This is a genomic window from Sorangium aterium (assembly GCF_028368935.1).
GTDB lineage: Bacteria > Myxococcota_A > Polyangia > Polyangiales > Polyangiaceae > Sorangium > Sorangium atrum.
In genome coordinates, this window is the sequence record NZ_JAQNDK010000006.1 from 829,453 (window position 1) to 847,270 (window position 17,818).

Consider the following 17,818-nt stretch of genomic DNA (forward strand, 5'->3'; position numbering starts at 1 on the left):
GGCATGACGAGCCGCCTCCCCATCTCCCCGCAGGTCTTCGCGATCTTCAGCGCGCTCGTCGCCGAGAAGATCGGCTTCCACTACGACGCGGCCGATCGCGAGCTGCTCGGCGACAAGCTGTCGGCGCGCGCCATCGACGCGGGCTTCGACTCGCTGCTCGATTACTACTATTTCCTCCGCTACGACCCGGCGGGCGCCGCCGAGATGGACGCGCTGATCGACGGGCTGGTCGTGGGCGAGACGTACTTCTTCCGCGAGTTCGCGCAGATCGAGCTCGCGGTCTCGGAGTTCATCGCGCCGCGCGTTGCGGCGGGCGGCCGGCCGCGGATCTGGTCGGCGGCCTGCTCGAGCGGCGAGGAGCCGTTCACGCTCGCGATGCTCCTGGCCGAGCGGGGCCTGCTCGACAAGGTCGATGTCATCGCGAGCGACATCAGCGCGCGGGCGCTCTCGCGGGCCCAGGCCGGCGTGCTCGGGCCCCGCTCGCTCCGGAGCAACGCCCCGCCGCCTCCGTTCGCCGAGCGGTGGTTGCAGGTGACGCCCGATCGCGTCGTCGTGAGCGCCGAACTCAGGCGGGCGATCGACTGGCGGCGGATCAACCTGCTCGACGCGTCCCAGGTCGCGTCGCTCGGGCAGCTCGACGTCGTGATCTGCCGCAACGTGCTCATCTACTTCCACGACAACACGGCGCGGTGGGTGGTCAAGAACCTCGCGGGGGCGCTCTCCGCGGGCGGGATCCTCCTGGTCGGGGTCTCCGAGTCGCTCTTCAGGCTCGGCACCGCGCTCTCCTGCGAGGAGCGGGGCGGCGTGTTCCTCTACCGGAACGCGGAGCGATGAGGCGCCCTGCGGTCCGCGTGCTCGTGGTCGACGACTCGGCCTTCGTGCGCAAGGTGCTGCGGCAGGTCCTCAACGCGAGCTCCGCGATAGAGGTCGTCGACACGGCCATGGACGGCCTGGACGCGCTGGAGAAGATCGCGCGCTACAAGCCGGATGTCGTCACGCTGGATCTCGTGATGCCGAACCTCGACGGCCTCGGCGTGCTCGCGTCATTGCCGCGCGAGGGCGCGCCGCGGGTGATCGTCGTCAGCAGCGCCGACGCGGACAGCGATCTCGGCGTCAGGGCGCTCCAGGAAGGCGCGACCGATCTCGTGGAGAAGCCGACGGCGCTCGCGACCGAGCGCCTCTTCGGCCTCGCGGACGAGCTGGTCCGCAAGGTGCTCGCCGCCGCCGAGGCCAAGATCCACCGCGCAGAGCCGCCGCCCGCGCCGCCGCCCGCGCCTGGCGCGATCCCGGCGCTCTCGCGCACGCGGGTCGTCGTGATCGGCGCGTCGACCGGCGGCCCTCTGGCGCTGACGCGGCTCTTCGCAGGGATGCCCGCCGGGTTCCCGGCCCCGATCGTCGTCGCGCTGCACATCCCGCCTGGCTACACGGAATCGCTGGCGCGCCGCCTGGACGACGCGAGCGCGCTCTCGATCGTCGAGGCGTCGGACGATCTCCCGCTCCGGCCCGGGCTCGTGGTCCTCGCGCGCGGGGGGACGCACATCGAGGTCCGGCGCGACCTAACGCGCGCCAGCGTCCGCTTCGTGGCGACGGCCGACTCGTCCCTCTACTGCCCGTCGGTGGATCTGCTCTTCGCGAGCGCCGCGGCCGAGTTCGGGCCGGGCGTCCTCGGGGTCGTGCTGACGGGCATGGGGGACGACGGCCTGGAGGGCTCCCGGGCGATCCGCGCGGCGGGCGGGAGGATCCTCGCCGAGGCCGAGTCGTCCTGCGTCGTTTACGGCATGCCCCGCCGCGTGCTGGAGGCCGGGCTCGCCGCGGCCGTGGCGCCGATCGATCAGATGCCTGCGGCCATCCTGCGGCATCTTTGACGTCGCACATCGCACGGCGCGCCTCGTCACAGCGGCCAGTAGACGACCTTCCCCTCGATCTCCTGGAACGTCGCTGCGTTGCCGTCCTGGGAGACAATGAAGGCGATCCGCTCCGGGTACCCCGCGACGAACGCCGCGGCCGCGCGGTGGCGGGTGCCTCGCGCGTCGAGGCTCAAGCTCGCGTCCATCCGCTGGTCGGGCGTGGCGGCGAAGACCTCGGAGATGATCGCCCGCGGAGGCGGCAGCTTCGCGCCGAACGCGAGCACGTCGAGGGCGTGGCTCATCACGACCGCGCCGTCGACGGTCGTCAGCCGGACGATGAGCTCGAGCAGCCGGCTGACGCGCTCGGACCGCTGGAGCGCGTGCTCCGATTCGCTCGCCGCCGGCCTCCCCCCGGACGGCTGGCATGGCCCGTCCGGCAGGTGGGTCTCGTGCGCGCCGGCGAGGTCGAGGATGGCCGAGCCGAGGCACAGGGCAGGGGTCAGCCGTTTGACCTCGGTGTCGAGCTGATTGCCCTCTTCACCGAAGAGCTGCGGCAGGCCCTCGCCCGGTCCCAGTACGACCAGGAGCCCGCCGCGGCCGAGCTCGACCATCCCCTCGACGATGCGCAGCAGATAGCCGCGCACATTGCGGGCGAGCGCGCTCGCCTGGTCCCGCGCGACGGTCCGCTCGATGGAGTCGAGCAGCGGCAGGTTCTTGGGCATCCACGTCCGCACGGCGCCGCGCTCGTATCGGACGACCTCCCATTCGCCGCGGTACACGGCCACGACGCCGGGCTTCGGGGCGACGACGCGCACGAGCTGATCGAGCGCGAACGACGGCCGGCCGTGCGGCACCGCGATGCCGGCGACGGCGAGCGACCCCTCGAGCGGCACCACGGCCAGGAAGGAGCGCGGCCACGCGCTCGCCGGAGCCAGGTTGGCCAGGTGCTCCGCGTCGAACGCCACCGGGGACCCGAACCGCACGAGATCCCACGCGGGCTCTCCGGACTCGAACTCGGCGAGGCGCTCGGCGAACACGACGCCGATCGGGTTGAGCCGCCCCTCCTCCGTCGCCATGGACGCGAAGAACAGCGTCTCGATCAGCTGCGTCAGGATCGCGGCGAAGGAGGGCGGCGCCTCGTCGGGGGCGACGCGGGCGCCCGGAGCCAGCTTCTGCGCCGCGAGCGGGGCCTGCCCTTGCAGCTCGAGGAAAGCCGCCGTGACGTCCGCCGGATACTTGGGGCGCATGAGCTCGCTCTACCCTCCTCCGCGCCCCCGGCCAGCCCGGCGGGCGGCGCGCGGACCGCTTCGCCGTGCTCGCTACGCGGCCCGACGCGAGCTGCCGCCCTTCCGCTTCGGGGTCTCCGCCTTCCGCGCCCTGGATTTGCCGCCCTCTTCCGGCGCTGGTCTGTCGTTTTTCGTGCCGTTTTTCGCCTCGTCGTTCGCGGCCTTCCCGCCCTTCTGTCCGAGGCTCTTCTTGAGCAGCGCGATGAGATCCACCGTGCCGGTGGCGCGGCGCTCGCGCTCTTCCTCCACGGGCTCCGCTGGCGCGGTCGTGCGGCCGGATTTCACCTTCTTCTCGATGAGCTTCATCACGTCGTCACGGTACTCGTCCTTGTATTTCTCCGGCTCCCACGCGGTGGCCATCTCGGCCACCAGCCGCTCCGCCATCTCCAGCTCCCGCTTGCCGAGCCCCTTTCCCTTGGCGTCCATCTCGGGCAGGTCGAGCTCCTCGTCGGAGCGGAGCTCGTGCGCGAACCGGAGCAGGTTCAGCACGAGCCCTCTGCCGTGCGGCCTCACCGCGGCGATGTGCTCGCGCGTCCGGATCACGACCTTCGCGATACCGACCTTGCCCGTCTTCCGCAGCGCCTCGCGCAGGAGGACATACGCCGTCACCGGCGATCGCTTCTTGCCGTTCTGGGACGCGGGAGCGAGGAAATACGGTTTATCGTAGTACATCGGGTCGATCTCCGAGGCGTCGACGAAGTCGAGGATGTCCACGGTCTGCGTCGCCTCCACGTTCGCGCGGCGCAAGTCCTCGTCGGACAGGACGACATACTCGTCTTTCTCGTAGGGATAGCCGCGGACGATATCGTCCCAGCTCACCGGCTCGCCCGTCTCCCGGTTCACGCGCTCATAGCGGATCGGCCCCATGGTGCGCCTGTCGAGCTGGGTGAAGTGGAGCTCGTCGGGCTCCTCGGCGGGGTAGAGGGCCACCGGGATCTGCACGAGCCCGAAGCTGATACTCCCTTTCCAGATGCTGCGAGGCATGTGCGCTCCTTCGACCCGGGCGGCGACCCGAGGGGCCGCGCCAGGTCCGTCATGGCGGGCAATGCAAGCCGGCGGCCGACGACGCGTCCTCGCGGAGCCTGCGCCGCGCGCCCGTCCCGGCCGCCCGGGGGCATCGCGGATCCTGCGCCTCCCGCCGCGCGCTGCCACAGCCGAGGTCGCGTTTCGCCACGGCGGACCGGGCGCGCGCCGATCGGTGGTGATCGCTGCCCCACGCGCCTTGGCCCGCTGTATAACCCGCGTGACATGCCTCGGCGTTCCCACGACCTTCACGGCGCCGCGCCGGACGAGAGCCGGACAGCGCTGCTCCTCATCGACGTGATCAACGATCTGGACTTCCCGGGAGGAGACCGGCTGCTCGCCCACGCGCTCCCGATGGCGCACCGCGTCCGGGCGCTGAAGCAGCGGTGTCGCGACGCCGGCATTCCGGCGGTCTACGTGAACGACAACTTCGGCCGCTGGCAATCCAACTTCCACCGTCAGATCGAGCACTGCCTGGAAGAGGGCGTCCGCGGCCGCGAGATCGCGGCGCTATTGCGGCCTGGAGAGGACGATTATTTCGTGCTCAAGCCCAAGCACTCCGGCTTCTACGGCACCACGCTGGAGATCTTGCTCGAGTCGCTCGGCGCGCAGACGCTCCTCCTCACCGGCATGGCGGGGAACATCTGCGTCCTGTTCACCGCGAACGACGCCTACATGCGCGATTACCGGCTGTTCGTCCCGTCGGACTGCACGGCCTCCGAGACGGAGGAGGACAACGGCCATGCGCTCCGGCAGATGCAGCGCTTCCTCAAGGCCGACATCACGCCGTCGGACGAGCTCGACCTCGAGCGGCTGCCCGCCTGAGGCCGGCCGATGCGCGGCGTCAGGCGGGCAGCTGCCCGAGGTCACGTGGGAAGAGAGAGCGTCGCGCTCAGGCGACGGCCTTCTGCTTCGACGAGATCCCCTCTTCGGTGAGGACCGCGATGTCGGTCGCGCCGCTGCGCTCCAGGATCTGCTTGGCGAGCGCGCGCTCGTTGCTGTCGTTGACGTGGACGGAGATGAGGATGTTGCCGCCCTTGATCTTCCCCTCGTACTGCTTGGCCTCGACCTCGGGGATGCCGAGCCCGATCAGGGCGCCGGTCACGCCGCCGAGCGCGGCGCCGGCCGCGGCGCCGCTCAGCGCGGCCATGATGGGGCCGGCGGCGATGAAGGGCCCGAGCCCCGGGATGGCGAGGGCGCCAATGCCCGCGAGCAGCCCGATGGTCCCGCCGACCGCGCCGCCCGCGCTGGCGCCCGCCGTCGCGCCCTCGGGCGCCTTCGTGTGCTTCTCGTGCGCGAAGTCCCGCGTCCCGTGCTTGTCGGGAAACAGCGCCGAGATGTCGCCTGTCATGAAGCCGGCGCGCTGCAGATCGCCGACGATGATGTCTGCCTGAGCGAGCGTGCTCACGAGGCCAAGGACCGCTTTCTTCGTTGCCATGGTGTCTTCCTTTCGGACCGTTCGATTCGGTTCAGTCAACGTCGACTTCGAGCTGGTTATCGACCTTCTGCACACCCGGGATCCCGAGGGCGATCGCGCCGATATCGGCCTTCTCCTTGTCGCTCTTCACCGGGCCGCGCAGCGTCACCACCTGCCCCGTCGTGATGATCTTGACGTTCTTCGCGCTCATCGAGAGCGTGTCGTTCGCGACCACCGCCTGGCGGATCTTCTGGGTGATCGTGCGATCGGCCTCGTTCTCGCCCTGGTCCCCGGGGGTCAGCGCGGCGGGATCGCGATCGCGATCGTTCTTGCCCGTGTTGTCGGCGGCCGTCGGCGTGGGGCTGTTCGCCCGCTGGGCGATCTCGCCCGGCACCGCGGGATTGCCGTCCGAGCGAGTCGTGCCTTCCGCTCGATCGCAGCCGGCCGCAGCGGCGAGCGAGAGAGGCATCAGCAGGAGGTATTTTGCTGTGTTCATGCCCGCCGCCCTCGCAAGGCCCGGGCCATCCCCCGGTGGAGAGCGCCTGTCGGTGCGCGGCCGTGGCCACGGCGGAGCATGACCCCCGTCACGCCGGAGGATGAGATGCCTTTTTTCACGCCGTACCGTGGGTCGGCTCTTCCATGCGTCGGCGCGCGGCTGGCAAGCTCATGACTGGAAAGAGGCCGGACTGCCCCAAGTGGGGCGAACTGCCCCGTGCCGGCCATGTCAGAAAGGGAGAACTTGCGCTATCGCGCGGAGGACGGTGCGTGTGTACGCCTGTGACGGACGTCGTCGAGAGCGCCAGTCGCCAGCACCGGATCGGGCCCGCGCTGGAGGAAGGGCTCAGTCGTCGCGGGCGCCTTTCGGCCGTTCGGTCGTGCGTGCGTTTGGCGGTTCGATCGGCCGTTCGATTCCCAGCCTCCGCAGCTTCCGGTAGAATGTCGCTCTCGACATGCCCGCCTCGCGCGCGGCCTGCAGCGCGTTCCAGCCGGTCCGCTCGAGCGCGGCGAGCAGCGCGGCGCGCTCGTCGCGCGGCGGTCGCAGCGCGCCGCGGCCGCCGCCTTCCTGCGCGCGGGGCAGGTCCACGTCGTCGGGGCCGATCCTGCGGCCGTCGCAGAGCACGACCGCCTTCGTGATCACGTTCTCCAGCTCGCGCACGTTGCCGGGCCAGCCGTGCTGGCCGAGCCGCCGAAGCGCCTCGTGGGACAGGTGCGGCGCCGGGCGGCCCAGCTGCTCGGCGGCGCGGCGCACGAAGTGGAGCGCGAGCTCCGGCAGGTCCTCCAGGCGATCGCGCAGCGCCGGGAGCCGGATCTGCACCACGGCGACGCGGTAGTAGAGGTCCTCGCGGAAGCGCCCGCGCGCGGCCTCGGCCAGGAGATCGCGGTTCGTCGCGCAGACGAGGCGGAAGTCCACGCGCACGGCCTCGGCGCTGCCCACCGGGCGCACCTCGCGCTCCTGGAGCACCCGGAGCAGCTTCGCCTGCACCTCGAGCGGCATCTCGCCCAGCTCGTCGAGGAAGAGCGTGCCGCCGCGCGCCGCGACCACGAGGCCGGTCCGGTCCCGGTCGGCCCCCGTGAACGCGCCGCGGACGTGCCCGAAGAGCTCCGACTCGAGCAGCGCGGCGGGGAGCGCGGCGCAGTTGATCCCCATGAACGGGCCGCTCTTCCGCGGGCCGGCGAAGTGGATGGCGCGCGCGACGAGCTCCTTGCCGGTGCCGCTCTCGCCCGTCACGAGCACGTTGACCGGCGCCTCGACCACGCGGTCGAGCGTCGCGAACACAGCGCGGAGCGCGGGGCCGCGCCCCACGATGGCGCCGTAATCGTAGCGGTGCTCCAGCGCCTGCTGGCGGACGAGCACCTGCTCCTGCAGACGGTCGATCTCCGCGGCCTGGCCGCGCAGGAGCTCCTCGACGCGGCGCCGCTCGGCCTCGAGCTCCACGGTGCGGCGGCGCAGATCGTCGACGAGCCGCGCGTTGCGCAGCGCGAGCGCGACCTGGTCGGCGAAGGCGAGGAGCAGGTCGACGTCCTCCGGCGCGAAGCGCGCGCGCCGGAAGCGGTTGTCGAGGTAGAGCGCGCCGAGCACGCCGTCCGGCGAGCGGATCGGCACGGCGATCACGGACCTGAGCCGCATCGCGTGCACCGACGCGTGCTCGTGGAAGCGCGGGTCCTCCTGGGCGTCCACGGTGACCACGGGCTCCTGCGTCGCGATCGCGCGCTCGGCGATGCCGTAGCTGAACTTGAGGTGGCTCCTGCCGACCTTCTCCCGGTCGACGTTGCGCGCGACCGCCACGCGCAGCTCGCCGCCCGGCTGCTCGATCAGCAGGAACCCGCGCTCCGCGGCCGTGAGGTCGATCGCGGCGTCCATCGCCATCGCGAGGATGTCGGCGATCTCGACGGAGGAGTTGAGCCTGCGGAACACCGCGAGGAGCCGCTCGAGCTTGGCCGTGCGCTCCGCCGCCGGCTGCGCCGCGGGCTCGGCCGCCGCGGGCGCGCGCGACGGCTGGGCCGCGCGGCGCCGGGGGTGTGTCCAGAAGGCGTGCTGCAGCGCCTCCGGCAGCGAGCGCGCCATGGCGGTCCAGGCGGCTGCCGCGCGCTCCCGCTGCGCCGCGGCGGCCTCGGGCTCGCCTGCGAGCTCGTGGGCCTCGGCCAGGGCCAGGCGGACGTCCGCGGCGAGGTCGGGCTGCGCCGCGCGCTCGGCGAGGCCGAGGGCGCGCTCGAGGCGCTCCCGGGCAGCGGTGAGGTCCTGACCGAGGTTGCCGTCGCCCTCGCCGTCGAGCAGCGCGAGCCGCCCCTCCAGCAGCGCCGCGCGCGCCCCGAGGTCGGGCGCCTCCCGGGCGGCTCCGTGCTCGCGCGCACGGCCCAGCGCGGCCCACGCGTCGCCCGCCGCGCCCCGCGCGAGGTGGGCCCGGCAGAGCTCCAGCTCCTCCTCCACCACCTCCCGCTGCGCCCCCTGCGCCTCGAAGCCGCGCCGCGACCGCTCGAAGCAGCGCGCCGCCTCCTCGGCGTCGCCGGCCGCGAGCGCGCAGTCCCCGAGGACCGAGGCCGCCGCCGCCGCGAAGAACGGCGCGCCCCGCCGCGCGGCCTCCGCCTCCACCCGCGAGGCGACGCGGGCGGCCCGCTCGAACGCCCCCACGTCCGCCCAGAGCTTCGCCAGATCGAAATCGAGGACGAGGACCAGGTCCGCCTGGCCCAGGGCGGAGGCCAGCCGCGCCCCGCGCTCGTAAGCGGCGAGCGCTTCCCCGAGCTCGCCCGACTGGTGGCACGCCGTGCCCACGTTGAGGCTGCAGCGCGCCACCAGGTCGCCGAGCCCGTGCTCCTCCGCGGTCGCCAGCGCCTGCCGGTACCCCACGAGCGACGCCTCGACCTCCCCGGCCCGGAAGGCGTCGATCGCCTGGTACGACAGCGCCCGCACCAGCGCCCTCGGCGCGCGCCGATCGCGGTGCAGCCCGGCGGCGAGCCCGAGGTGCAGTCCCGCGAGCCGGCGCTCGCCGAGGTAGCTCGCCGCGACGCCGACGTCCTCGTGGAGGCTCGCCAGCACCTCCGGCTCGTCGCACCACGCGAGCGCCGGCTCGGCGCGGGCCCGCGCCTCCGCGTGGGATCCGAGCCGCAAGAGCGCCCGGCTCGCGAGATCGGCGAGGGCCGCGCGCTCGCGCGGCGTGGACGATGACGCCGAGCCCTCCCCGCCGGCCTGCTCGACCCGCTCGGCCTCGTCGAGCCGCGCGAGCGCCGCCGTGGGGTCGCCCAGCTCCAGCAGGCACGCGCCGAGCCGGACGAGCGCCTGCGCGCGCCGCGCGCCGAGCCCTCCGGCCTCGTCGCTCGCGAGCAGGTGCTCCAGCACCTCGCGCGCCCGCGCCGCGCGGCCGGCGCGCTGGAGGGTGGACGCGATCTCGAGCCGCGCCTCCGCCGACGTCGCCGCCTCGAGCAGCGCCTCCGCGGTCGCGGCCCACGGCGTTGGATCCGCCTCGCGCTCCGCGCGCCGCTCGAGGAACAGGCGCTCGGCGGCCGCCGCGTCGCCCGACAGCGCGAGGTGCAGCGCCCGCTGCTCGGCGTGCGCCGGCAGGGCGGCGGCCGCCCGCGCGTGCGCCGCGCGGACCACCTCGCCGCCGAGCGCGCAGAGGAGGGCGGCGATCGGCCCGGCGCGCGTCAGCGTCCACCCCCCTGCGGTGCGGGCGGCGACGCCGCGGGCGGCGAGCTCGGCCAGGTGCGCGACCGGGAGCCCGAGCGGCGGCAGCTCCTCGTCGGCGACCGCGCCGCCCTGCACGGCCAGCGTCGCCACCGCGTCCCGCAGCGGCCGCCCGAGGCCCCGCAGCCGCAGCGCGTAGCGCGCGCTCGCCCCGGGCGTCGTCGCGTCGAGCCCGGCCACGTCCCCGCTCTCGGCGAGCCGCCCCGCGATCACCACGAGATCGGCGGGCCACCCCGCGCTCGCGCGCAGCACGACCTCCGTCGCGTCGCCCAGGCCGATGTCGTCCATCCAGCGCTGCACCGCCTCGCGCCCGAGCGGCGGCAGCGCGACCTCGCGCGCGCTCCGTCCCGCCTCGGCGGCCACCGCGGCGAGCGGCGCGCGGCCGCCGCCGTGCGGGACGCGCTCGGCGGCGAGGAGCAGGACCGGATCCTCGGGGCCGAGCAGGCGGGCGAGCGCCTCGAGCATCTCCCGGTCCGCCCCGCTCACCTCGTCGGCGTCGTCGAGCACGAGCACCAGCGGCCCGGCCCCCGCGTCGCCGCCTCCTCCTCCCCGCGCGCGCGTCAGGCGCTCGTGCGCGCGCAGGGCGCCCAGCGCGCCGGCGGGGAGCGCCTCCTCGCCGGTCGCGCGGCGCAGCATCGAGGCCACCGGCGCGCTGGCCCTGGCGAAGCCCTCCACGGCCTCCATCCGGAGCTCGGCGCTCCACGTCGCCTCGCGCAGGAGGCGGCTCTTCCCGCAGCCTGGCTCCCCGGAGATCACGCAGACGCGCGGGCCGCGCTCGCCTCGCTCGAGCGCGGCGAGCGCCTCGGCGACCGCGCGCAGCTCACCCTCGCGCCCGACGAGGTGGGGCGGCTCCGGCGGCGGCGGGGCCAGGGCGCGCGGCGCGGCGCCCACCCAGTCGAGCACCTCGCCCGCGTCGGCCGGGCGGTCGCGCGGCTCGGACCGCACGAGGCGCTTTGCGAGCGCGCCGATCGCCTCCGGCAGCGGCTCCGCGAGCAGCGGCGCGATCGCCTCGAGCGTGCGGCCGAGCGAGAACAGGTCCGCGCGCCCGTCGGCCGGCTCGCCGCGGATCACCTCGGGCGCGAGGTAGCCCCGGGTGCCGGAGACGCCGTCGTCGGGCCTCCCCCCGAGCCGCGCCGCGCACGACAGGTCGATCAGGACCGCGCGCCCCGAGGCCCCGACGAGGATGTTGGCCGGCTTCACGTCGCCGTGGCGGATGCGCGCGCGGTGGAGGAACCGGAGCGCGTCGAGCACGTCCACGATCGCGGCCCGCGCCTCCTCGAAGCGGCGGCCTGTCACGTACTCGTCGAGCGGCGCGCCCAGCACCGCCTCCGACGTGAAGTAGAAGCGCGGCTCGCCGGTCTCCCGGAGCATGCCGAAGTCGAGCACCCGGACGAGGTGCGGATGGAAGAGCCCCGCCAGCATCCTGAACTCGCCGCGGAACGCCGCCCGCTCCGCCGTGCGCGCGTGGCCGAGCAGCTTGAGGCACAGGTCCCGCCCGAGCGCCTCGTCGCGCGCGAGCCACGCCGTGGCCAGGCCCCCCCGCCCCAGGGGACGGATCAGGCGGTAGCGGCGGGCGAGCAGGGTCCCTTCGGCTTGGCTCACCCGCGCAGTGTCTCACGGATGTGCCATCTGAGACAGTGAGACACTCTATGAGACATATGTGCCTTGGATTTCGCGTCGATTTCCGTTCTTTTTCATTCGGCACCAGGTTTGCTCTAATGGCCGGCATGGCGATGCAGACGACATACGGACACCGAGGACGGCGGGGCGCGCGCGTCGCGACGCTCCTCGGGGTGCTGCTTGGCGGCTGTGTCGTGAGCCCGCAGCCGAGCCCGCCGGTCCACGAGCCGATCCTGGATACGGGGCTCGTCGGCGTCTCGGGCGACCCCATGGTCTTGCGGCAACAGGTCTTCCTCAAGGGGGAGCCTGGCGCGGTCGAGCCGGCGGAGGGCGTGGTCCTGGTGACGAACCTCGACAGCGCCGACGCGCCCGTCGTCGCGGAGATCAAGGCCGACGGCAGCTTCGTGGCCGCGGTGGACGCGTCGACGGAGCAGGTCCTGCGGATCCAGGTGAAGCAGGGCGAGCGCCGGTCGGAGCCGGTGGATCTGCAGCTGACCGGGGAGCCCATCGACGCGACGCGGACGATGCTGGCGCACCTGCCTTGCCTCACGATCGAGCCCGCCGCGTGGGTCTCGCTCGAGGCCGGCGAAGGCGACGTGGTCGTCCGCAATTCGTGCGCCGAGGAGGTGGCCATCGGCGCGCCGCGCTTGCGCCGGGGCGCAGGGCCGTTCGGGTTCAGCCCGGCGGAGGCGTTCGTGGTGCCGGCGGGCGAGTCCGCCGTCGTCACGGTGCGCGCGGACGGTGAAGGGGTGGAGCGCGAGGACGTGCTCTTCCTCGAGGTCACGGCGCCGGAGCCTGGGCGCCGCGCCGTGACATTGACGCTCCCCGACTGAGCGGTCGGGGAGACGAACAACGAACTCGCGCGCCGCGCTCGACGTACTGCGCGCGGCGCGAGGCGCCCCTTCCTCTGGTGGAGGGGAGGGGCTCGTGGATGTCTATCGCCTCGCCGGGGACGGCGGGGCTCTTTTGGAGGAACACATGAACGTCCAGAATCGTATCAAGAGCAGCCGTATCGGATCCTTCCTCTGGCTCGCGCTTTCGATGCTCCCGCTCGCCGCGGGCTGTCACGTGGAGATCGCCGACGACAGCACCGCCTCCGACTCGGCGGAGGTGAAGGGCGGCGGCGGCGGGCAGGGCAAGGCCTGCGGCGGCCTCCTCGGCCTCTCCTGCAAGAAGGGCCTTTTCTGCGACTACGAGCTCGACGCCATGTGCGGCGCGGCCGATCAGACGGGCACCTGCCAGTCCATCCCCAAGGCGTGCACGAAGGAGTACAGGCCGGTCTGCGGCTGTGACGGCAACACGTACGGCAACGAGTGCATGGCGAACGCGGCGGGCACGTCGGTGTCGTCGGTCGGCGAGTGCGCGCCTCCTCCGGGGGATACCTGCGGCGGCCTCCTCGGCCTCTCCTGCAAGGACGGGTACTTCTGTGACTTCGCGCCCGACGCCCAGTGCGGCGCGGGCGACATGACGGGCACCTGCCTGCCCACGCCGGGCGCGTGCACCAGGGAGTACAACCCGGTCTGCGGCTGTGACGGGAACACGTACGGCAACGCGTGCACCGCGAACGCGGCGGGCGTCTCGGTCGCGTCGAGCGGCGAGTGCGCGCCGCCTCCGGAAGAGGGCAAGGCGTGCGGCACCCGCGGCGGCTGGACGTGCGAGAAGGGCGAGTTCTGCAACTTCGCGCCCGAGGTCGAGTGCGGCGCGTGGGACGGGCCGGGGACCTGCACGCCCATCCCGGAGGCGTGCACGCTCGAGTACAACCCGGTCTGCGGCTGCGACGGCCAGACGTACAGCAACGCCTGCGCCGCCGCCTCGGCGAGCGTGTCGGTCGCCTCGAAGGGCGAGTGCGCGCCTGCGGGGAAGATCTGCGGCGGCATCGCGGGCTTCGCGTGCGACAAGGGCGAGTTCTGCAACTACAGCATCGAGGCCATGTGCGGCGCGGCTGATCAGACGGGCACCTGCCAGACCATCCCGGAGGCGTGCACCGAGCAGTACGACCCGGTCTGCGGCTGCGACGACACCACGTACGGCAACGAGTGCTTCGCGCACGCGGCGGGCGTGTCGGTCGTGTCGCGCGGCGAGTGCGCCGAGCGCCGGTAAGGCGGCATCGTAGGCGCCGGCCGCGCCGCGCGTCGCGCGACACCCCCCTCGCGCGACGCGCGGCGCGGCGGCGCCGCCCTTGACCGGCTCCGCGCCGGTTCCGTAGCATCCTGCCGCGCATGAGCGCCGCTCGATCCCAGACAGCGTCCACGCTCCTCCTCGACGAGCACTTCGAGGCCGGCGACGACCGGTTCGTGGACGAGGTGCTCGCGTCGGAGGCGGGCCGGAAGCTGAAGGCGCTCGCCCCGCGCTGGTACGCGGACCGGCGCCCGTTCGCGCGCCGCGCGCTGCTCCGCTACATCGACGACGGCTGCGACCGGCCGCACCACCGCGGCCTCGTCAAGGTCCTTTACAAGCTCGCCGAGCAGGCGGGAGACGACGAGATCGTCGGCCGCTTCATGGTCGCCTTCGATCGCCTCGTCCGCCGCAAGCTCGTCAAGGTGACCCGCTACGACTGGGTGACCAGGACCTCCAGCGACGAGCCCTGCCTCGTCAGCGACACCGGCGTGCCGGTCAGCCTCCCGAAGGGCGACGTCGAGTCGCCGCGCTTCTCGATGCGGACGCGCCACTACCTGCGACGCCGCGCGTTCCGCTACTTCCGGCGGCTCGGCCGGCGCGACGCCGCCCGCTACGGCCGCGCGATCCGCGCCGCGCTTGCGCTCTACCGCGACGAGCACCTCGACAGGCCCGAGCGCCTGCTCGACGCCTGGGGGCTGCTCCACGCGCTCTACTGGGGCTCGCCCGCCCTCGATCGGCTCCCGCGCGGCGTCCGCCTCGCGGAGGGCGCCGCCCTCGCCGAGCTCGAGCCCGCGCCGATCTACCCCGAGGCGTGGCAGGGCGCCTTCGACGAGGTGCTCGACCTGGTCACGGCCGCGAGGAGCCGCACTGTCCGGGCGTTCGCCGTCGGGCTCCTCGAGCGCGACCACGCCGCCGAGCTCCGCGGCCTGCCGCTCGCCCGCGTGCGAGCGCTCCTCGAGAGCCCGCACGACGAGGTGCAGACCTTCGCCGCCGGCCTGCTCCGCCAGGTCCCGGGCCTCGGGAGCCTGCCGATCGCGGACTGGCTCTCGCTGCTCCAGACCGAGAACGCCGCGGCGCTCGCCTTCCTCTGCGAGGCGGTCGTCGAGCATGTGTCGCCGGCGCGGCTCTCGCTCGCCGAGTGCGTGGACCTCGCTCGCGCGCGCGCCGCGCCGGTCGCGGAGCTCGGCCTCCGCTGGGCGAGGACGAAGCCCGTCGAGACTGCAGCGGATCTCGACACGATCGCGCGCCTCGCGACGGCGGTCGCCCCTCGCGTGCGAGAGGAGGCGGTCGCGTGGCTCATCGAGGTGCTCGGGCGCTCGCCCCACGGCCGGGCCGAGCACGTGCGCGATCTCCTGGACTCCCGCCACGAGGACGTCCGCGCCCGCGCGCTCGAGCTCTTCGAGGCCGACGCCCGCTTCCGCGACGACACCGGCCTGTGGGCCGCGCTGGCCGAGACGCCCCACGCGGACGCCCGCGCGTTCCTGATCCGGCACCTCGCCGCCCGCAAGGCGGCCTTCTCGCCCGAGGCGCTGCGGCACGTCTGGGCGGCGGCGCTGCTCGCCGTCCACGGCGGCGCGCGCGACAAGCGCGCGGTCGTCCGGCAGATCGCGGACCGCGTGGTCGCCCGGCCCGGCGAGGCGGACGCGCTCCTGCCGCTGCTCGGCGTCGCGCTCCGCAGCGTGCGCGCGCCCGAGCGGCGCGCCGCCCTCGGCGCGCTCGCCCGCGCCGCGTTCCGCGCCCCCGCGCTGCGCGACGCCATCGCGCGCAGGCTCCCGGAGCTCCGGCTGTTCGAGGGGGAGGACGCGGCGTGAGCTTCGATCTCCGCTACCTCGGCAAGAGCGGCATGAAGGAGCTCGGCGGCGGTGCCGCCCTCAGCTTCGCGCCCAACCTCGCGCGCCCCAGGGTCTTCTTCGACGGCGAGCTCGCGCGGCCGGTGCGCTTCCGCGAGGCGATCAGCGCGCTCCACGACGTCGTCGTGGGCGACCTGCGGCGCCTGCCGAAGGATCGCTCCGCCCACGAGGCGTGGAAGCAGCAGGAGGCCGAGCGCGAGGCCCGGCTCCGCCGGGAGATCCACGGCGAGGCCATGAAGGCCGAGCTCGCGCGCCTCGGGAACGCGCCGCTGCCGCGGAACCTCGAGGCCGACTTCCGGAAGATGCACAAGCTCTACTGGGGCGCGCGCGTCCGCTGGGCGAACGAGCTTGCGAAGAGTGATCCGCAGCTCTTCCGCCACCTCGTCCCCTGCGATCCGGTCGTGACGGTCGCGCCCGATGTCGTCTTCTTCGAGTGCTTCTCCAAGGACGAGTCGAGCTACGGCTGCCTCTCGGTCGATCGCGACGCCTTCCGTGGCGCGCAGGACGCCGGCCTCGGCACGACGAACGTCGACTACTCGCTCGCGCTCTACGAGCACTTCCAGACGCTCCGCAGCTACCGGCCGACGCGGCTCCTCGTCGATCCGACAGGCTTCGAGGTCGCCGTGGAGGGCCGCGGCGACTACCGCGAGGAGAAGATCGATCTCCCGCCCTCGTGGCTGCGCGGCTTCGGCCAGCTCCAGGCGGCGATGTGCCTGCCGTGCCGGAGGGTCGAGGTCCCCGTGGAGGCGGTCTACTCGCTGCTCGCGCACCTCGACCGGCACCGCGAGCGCACGGGCCCGCGCAGCCTGCGCTTCCAGCTCACGCCGGGCAAGGCGCCGATCCTCGTGCTCGACCCGTGGGGCGTCTCCATCCCGTGCCGCGGCGTCACCTGCGACGATGTCCCCGTGGCCGTGGGGCCCGCGGCGGGCGGGGGAGGGCTCGGCCCGTACCGCTCCGGGGCGCCGAGGGGCGCGCCGGCGGCGGAGGCGACCGAGGAGATCAAGGTGTGGGGGAGGCGCCGCATCGAAGTGCTCGCGCGGCTCTTGCCGCTCGCCGATCGGATCGAGGTGCGGCTGCTCGGCTCCGGGCTGCCGAGCCTGTGGATCGTCTTCATGGGCGAGATGCGCTTCACGCTCGCGCTCTCGGGCTGGACGGCGAACGACTGGACCTCGGGCTCTCACCTCGACGTCATGGCGGACGCCTTCACCCCGGACGCGCAGCTGGCGGACCGGGTCGCGCGCCACCTCGAGATGGTCCGTCGCGCGTCCTACGGCGAGCTCGCCGTGTCGATGGGCGCGCCGGACGGCGCGCTTCGCAGCGCGCTGCACCTCGCCGCGAAGCAGGGGCAGGTGGTTTACGACCACGCCGCGGAGTGTTATCGCTGCCGCCCGGTGATGCCGGTCGCCCTCTCCGACGCGCTGCTCGGCCCCGAGCCCCCGGAGCTCGCGGAGGGCCGGCGCATCGCCCGGGGCGGCGTGGAGATCGCGCGGGAAGAGACGCTCTCCGGCGGCCGCCGCGTCGTCATGGCCAGGGCCAAGGCGACGAGCTGCGAGCTGCTCCTCGACACCGACGGCGCGATCAAGAAGGCGAAGTGCAGCTGCTCGTACTTCTACAAGAACCGGCTGCGCGCGGGCCCGTGCCGGCACCTGCTCGCGGTCAAGCTCCACCTGTCCGGCCGCGGCGACGCGGCGCCCTCGCAGCAGCCTCCGGAGCCGCCGGGGCAGGCGGCGGCCGCCCCGCGCGGCACGAGGGCGGCGACGGCCGCCCCGCGAGGCGAGGCCGTTCCGTTCCCCGCGGAGCTCCTCGTCGAGATCGAGCGCGCCGCGGCCGCCCAGCGGGTGGGGCTCGCGGAGGTCGTCGAGGCGTCGTGGGATCTCGCGTTCGAGCGCATCCAGGGCTGCCGCTCCTGGGTCGAGGCCCTGGCGCTGGGCGGTCCGGAGGCGGAGCGGGCGCTCCGCGCGCGCGAGCTCCGCGCGCCGGTCATCAGGACGCTCCCGGTCCACGCGGACGTGCTCGTCGAGATCCGGCGCGTCGCTGACCAGTTCAAGGCGAGCCCCGCCGCGGTGGTGGGCCTCGCGTGGCTCGTCGCCAGGCGATCGACGAAGTGAGGTTCACCCAGGATCCGAGAGCCCAGCCCTGCAAGGAGATCCGTCCGCTCGAGCCCAACATGCTGCGGCGCTCCGCCGCGGTGGAGAGTGCTCTTCCATGCATCCCCACACCCGATGTTCTTTGGGCGCCTTTAGCAGCTGTGCGGTTCCACTCAGAGGGACCTGACGGTCCTGGAACCGCACAGCTGCCAGGCGCCTGGGTGATCGGGCGTGGTCACGAGCAAGTAGTCGGGCGGGCGGGCCTCCTTGGAGGGCTGGACTGGGTGATGGGGTACTTTGGCCGAAGGTGGGGTCTTTTGAACCGCCAAGGCGCCATAAGACGCCAAGAAAACCACAAAAATCTTGGCGTCTTATGGCGTCTTGGCGGTT

At 73.6% G+C, this 17,818-nt stretch carries 12 protein-coding genes; 7 read left to right on the plus strand and 5 right to left on the minus strand.

Going from position 1 to position 17,818, the window contains the following annotated elements; genetic code table 11:
• The first annotated feature begins 3 nt into the window (after positions 1-3).
• On the plus strand, positions 4-834 hold the full coding sequence (locus POL72_RS47165) for a CheR family methyltransferase (RefSeq protein ID WP_272103627.1): 831 nt from the start codon (positions 4-6) through the stop codon (positions 832-834).
• Complete coding sequence (cheB, locus tag POL72_RS47170) at positions 831-1,865, plus strand: chemotaxis-specific protein-glutamate methyltransferase CheB (protein WP_272103629.1); 1,035 nt, start codon at positions 831-833, stop codon at positions 1,863-1,865. Before POL72_RS47165 ends, cheB begins: the two co-directional genes overlap by 4 nt.
• Positions 1,866-1,891: 26 nt before the next feature.
• Here the strand turns inward: cheB and POL72_RS47175 are convergent, their stop codons facing one another.
• Both POL72_RS47175 and ku read right to left on the minus strand, forming a co-directional pair.
• Positions 1,892-3,094: a putative sensor domain DACNV-containing protein gene (locus tag POL72_RS47175; protein ID WP_272103630.1), complete on the minus strand. Its 1,203-nt coding sequence runs from the start codon at positions 3,092-3,094 to the stop codon at positions 1,892-1,894.
• A 72-nt stretch (positions 3,095-3,166) separates the two neighbouring features.
• The gene (gene ku, locus POL72_RS47180; RefSeq protein ID WP_272103632.1) at positions 3,167-4,117 is read right to left on the minus strand and encodes a non-homologous end joining protein Ku; all 951 of its coding nucleotides are present in this window, start codon (positions 4,115-4,117) and stop codon (positions 3,167-3,169) included.
• A 264-nt stretch (positions 4,118-4,381) separates the two neighbouring features.
• Here ku and POL72_RS47185 point away from each other — a divergent pair, with 264 nt between their 5' ends.
• Complete coding sequence (locus POL72_RS47185) at positions 4,382-4,981, plus strand: cysteine hydrolase family protein (RefSeq protein ID WP_272103634.1); 600 nt, start codon at positions 4,382-4,384, stop codon at positions 4,979-4,981.
• 67 nt (positions 4,982-5,048) lie between these two features.
• Here POL72_RS47185 and POL72_RS47190 read toward each other — a convergent pair whose 3' ends face one another.
• From POL72_RS47190 to POL72_RS47200, 3 genes are all read right to left on the minus strand, one after another.
• Positions 5,049-5,594, minus strand: a complete 546-nt coding sequence (locus POL72_RS47190; RefSeq protein WP_272103636.1) for a DUF3341 domain-containing protein — start codon at positions 5,592-5,594, stop codon at positions 5,049-5,051.
• A 31-nt stretch (positions 5,595-5,625) separates the two neighbouring features.
• On the minus strand, positions 5,626-6,069 hold the full coding sequence (locus POL72_RS47195) for a BON domain-containing protein (RefSeq protein ID WP_272103638.1): 444 nt from the start codon (positions 6,067-6,069) through the stop codon (positions 5,626-5,628).
• Between the two features lie 345 nt (positions 6,070-6,414).
• Positions 6,415-11,355 (minus strand): sigma 54-interacting transcriptional regulator, encoded by a 4,941-nt coding sequence (locus tag POL72_RS47200; RefSeq protein ID WP_272103640.1) that lies wholly within the window; start codon positions 11,353-11,355, stop codon positions 6,415-6,417.
• Positions 11,356-11,486: 131 nt separating this feature from the next.
• Between POL72_RS47200 and POL72_RS47205 the strand changes: the two genes are divergently transcribed.
• The 4 genes from POL72_RS47205 (at position 11,487) to POL72_RS47220 (ending at position 17,449) form a co-directional block, all read left to right on the plus strand.
• The gene (locus POL72_RS47205; protein WP_272103642.1) at positions 11,487-12,206 is read left to right on the plus strand and encodes a hypothetical protein; all 720 of its coding nucleotides are present in this window, start codon (positions 11,487-11,489) and stop codon (positions 12,204-12,206) included.
• A 145-nt stretch (positions 12,207-12,351) separates the two neighbouring features.
• Complete coding sequence (locus tag POL72_RS47210; RefSeq protein WP_272103644.1) at positions 12,352-13,473, plus strand: Kazal-type serine protease inhibitor family protein; 1,122 nt, start codon at positions 12,352-12,354, stop codon at positions 13,471-13,473.
• Between the two features lie 119 nt (positions 13,474-13,592).
• Positions 13,593-15,302 (plus strand): hypothetical protein, encoded by a 1,710-nt coding sequence (locus POL72_RS47215; RefSeq protein WP_272103646.1) that lies wholly within the window; start codon positions 13,593-13,595, stop codon positions 15,300-15,302.
• Positions 15,299-17,449, plus strand: a complete 2,151-nt coding sequence (locus POL72_RS47220) for an SWIM zinc finger family protein (protein WP_272103648.1) — start codon at positions 15,299-15,301, stop codon at positions 17,447-17,449. Before POL72_RS47215 ends, POL72_RS47220 begins: the two co-directional genes overlap by 4 nt.
• Positions 17,450-17,818: the final 369 nt, after the last annotated feature.

Coding starts and splice junctions, on each gene's coding strand:
- POL72_RS47165 (WP_272103627.1), top strand. CDS start 4: ATGACGAGCCGCCTCCCCATCTCCCCGCAGGTCTTCGCGATCTTCAGC.
- cheB (WP_272103629.1), top strand. CDS start 831: ATGAGGCGCCCTGCGGTCCGCGTGCTCGTGGTCGACGACTCGGCCTTC.
- POL72_RS47175 (WP_272103630.1), bottom strand. CDS start 3,094: ATGCGCCCCAAGTATCCGGCGGACGTCACGGCGGCTTTCCTCGAGCTG.
- ku (WP_272103632.1), bottom strand. CDS start 4,117: ATGCCTCGCAGCATCTGGAAAGGGAGTATCAGCTTCGGGCTCGTGCAG.
- POL72_RS47185 (WP_272103634.1), top strand. CDS start 4,382: ATGCCTCGGCGTTCCCACGACCTTCACGGCGCCGCGCCGGACGAGAGC.
- POL72_RS47190 (WP_272103636.1), bottom strand. CDS start 5,594: ATGGCAACGAAGAAAGCGGTCCTTGGCCTCGTGAGCACGCTCGCTCAG.
- POL72_RS47195 (WP_272103638.1), bottom strand. CDS start 6,069: ATGAACACAGCAAAATACCTCCTGCTGATGCCTCTCTCGCTCGCCGCT.
- POL72_RS47205 (WP_272103642.1), top strand. CDS start 11,487: ATGCAGACGACATACGGACACCGAGGACGGCGGGGCGCGCGCGTCGCG.
- POL72_RS47210 (WP_272103644.1), top strand. CDS start 12,352: ATGAACGTCCAGAATCGTATCAAGAGCAGCCGTATCGGATCCTTCCTC.
- POL72_RS47215 (WP_272103646.1), top strand. CDS start 13,593: ATGAGCGCCGCTCGATCCCAGACAGCGTCCACGCTCCTCCTCGACGAG.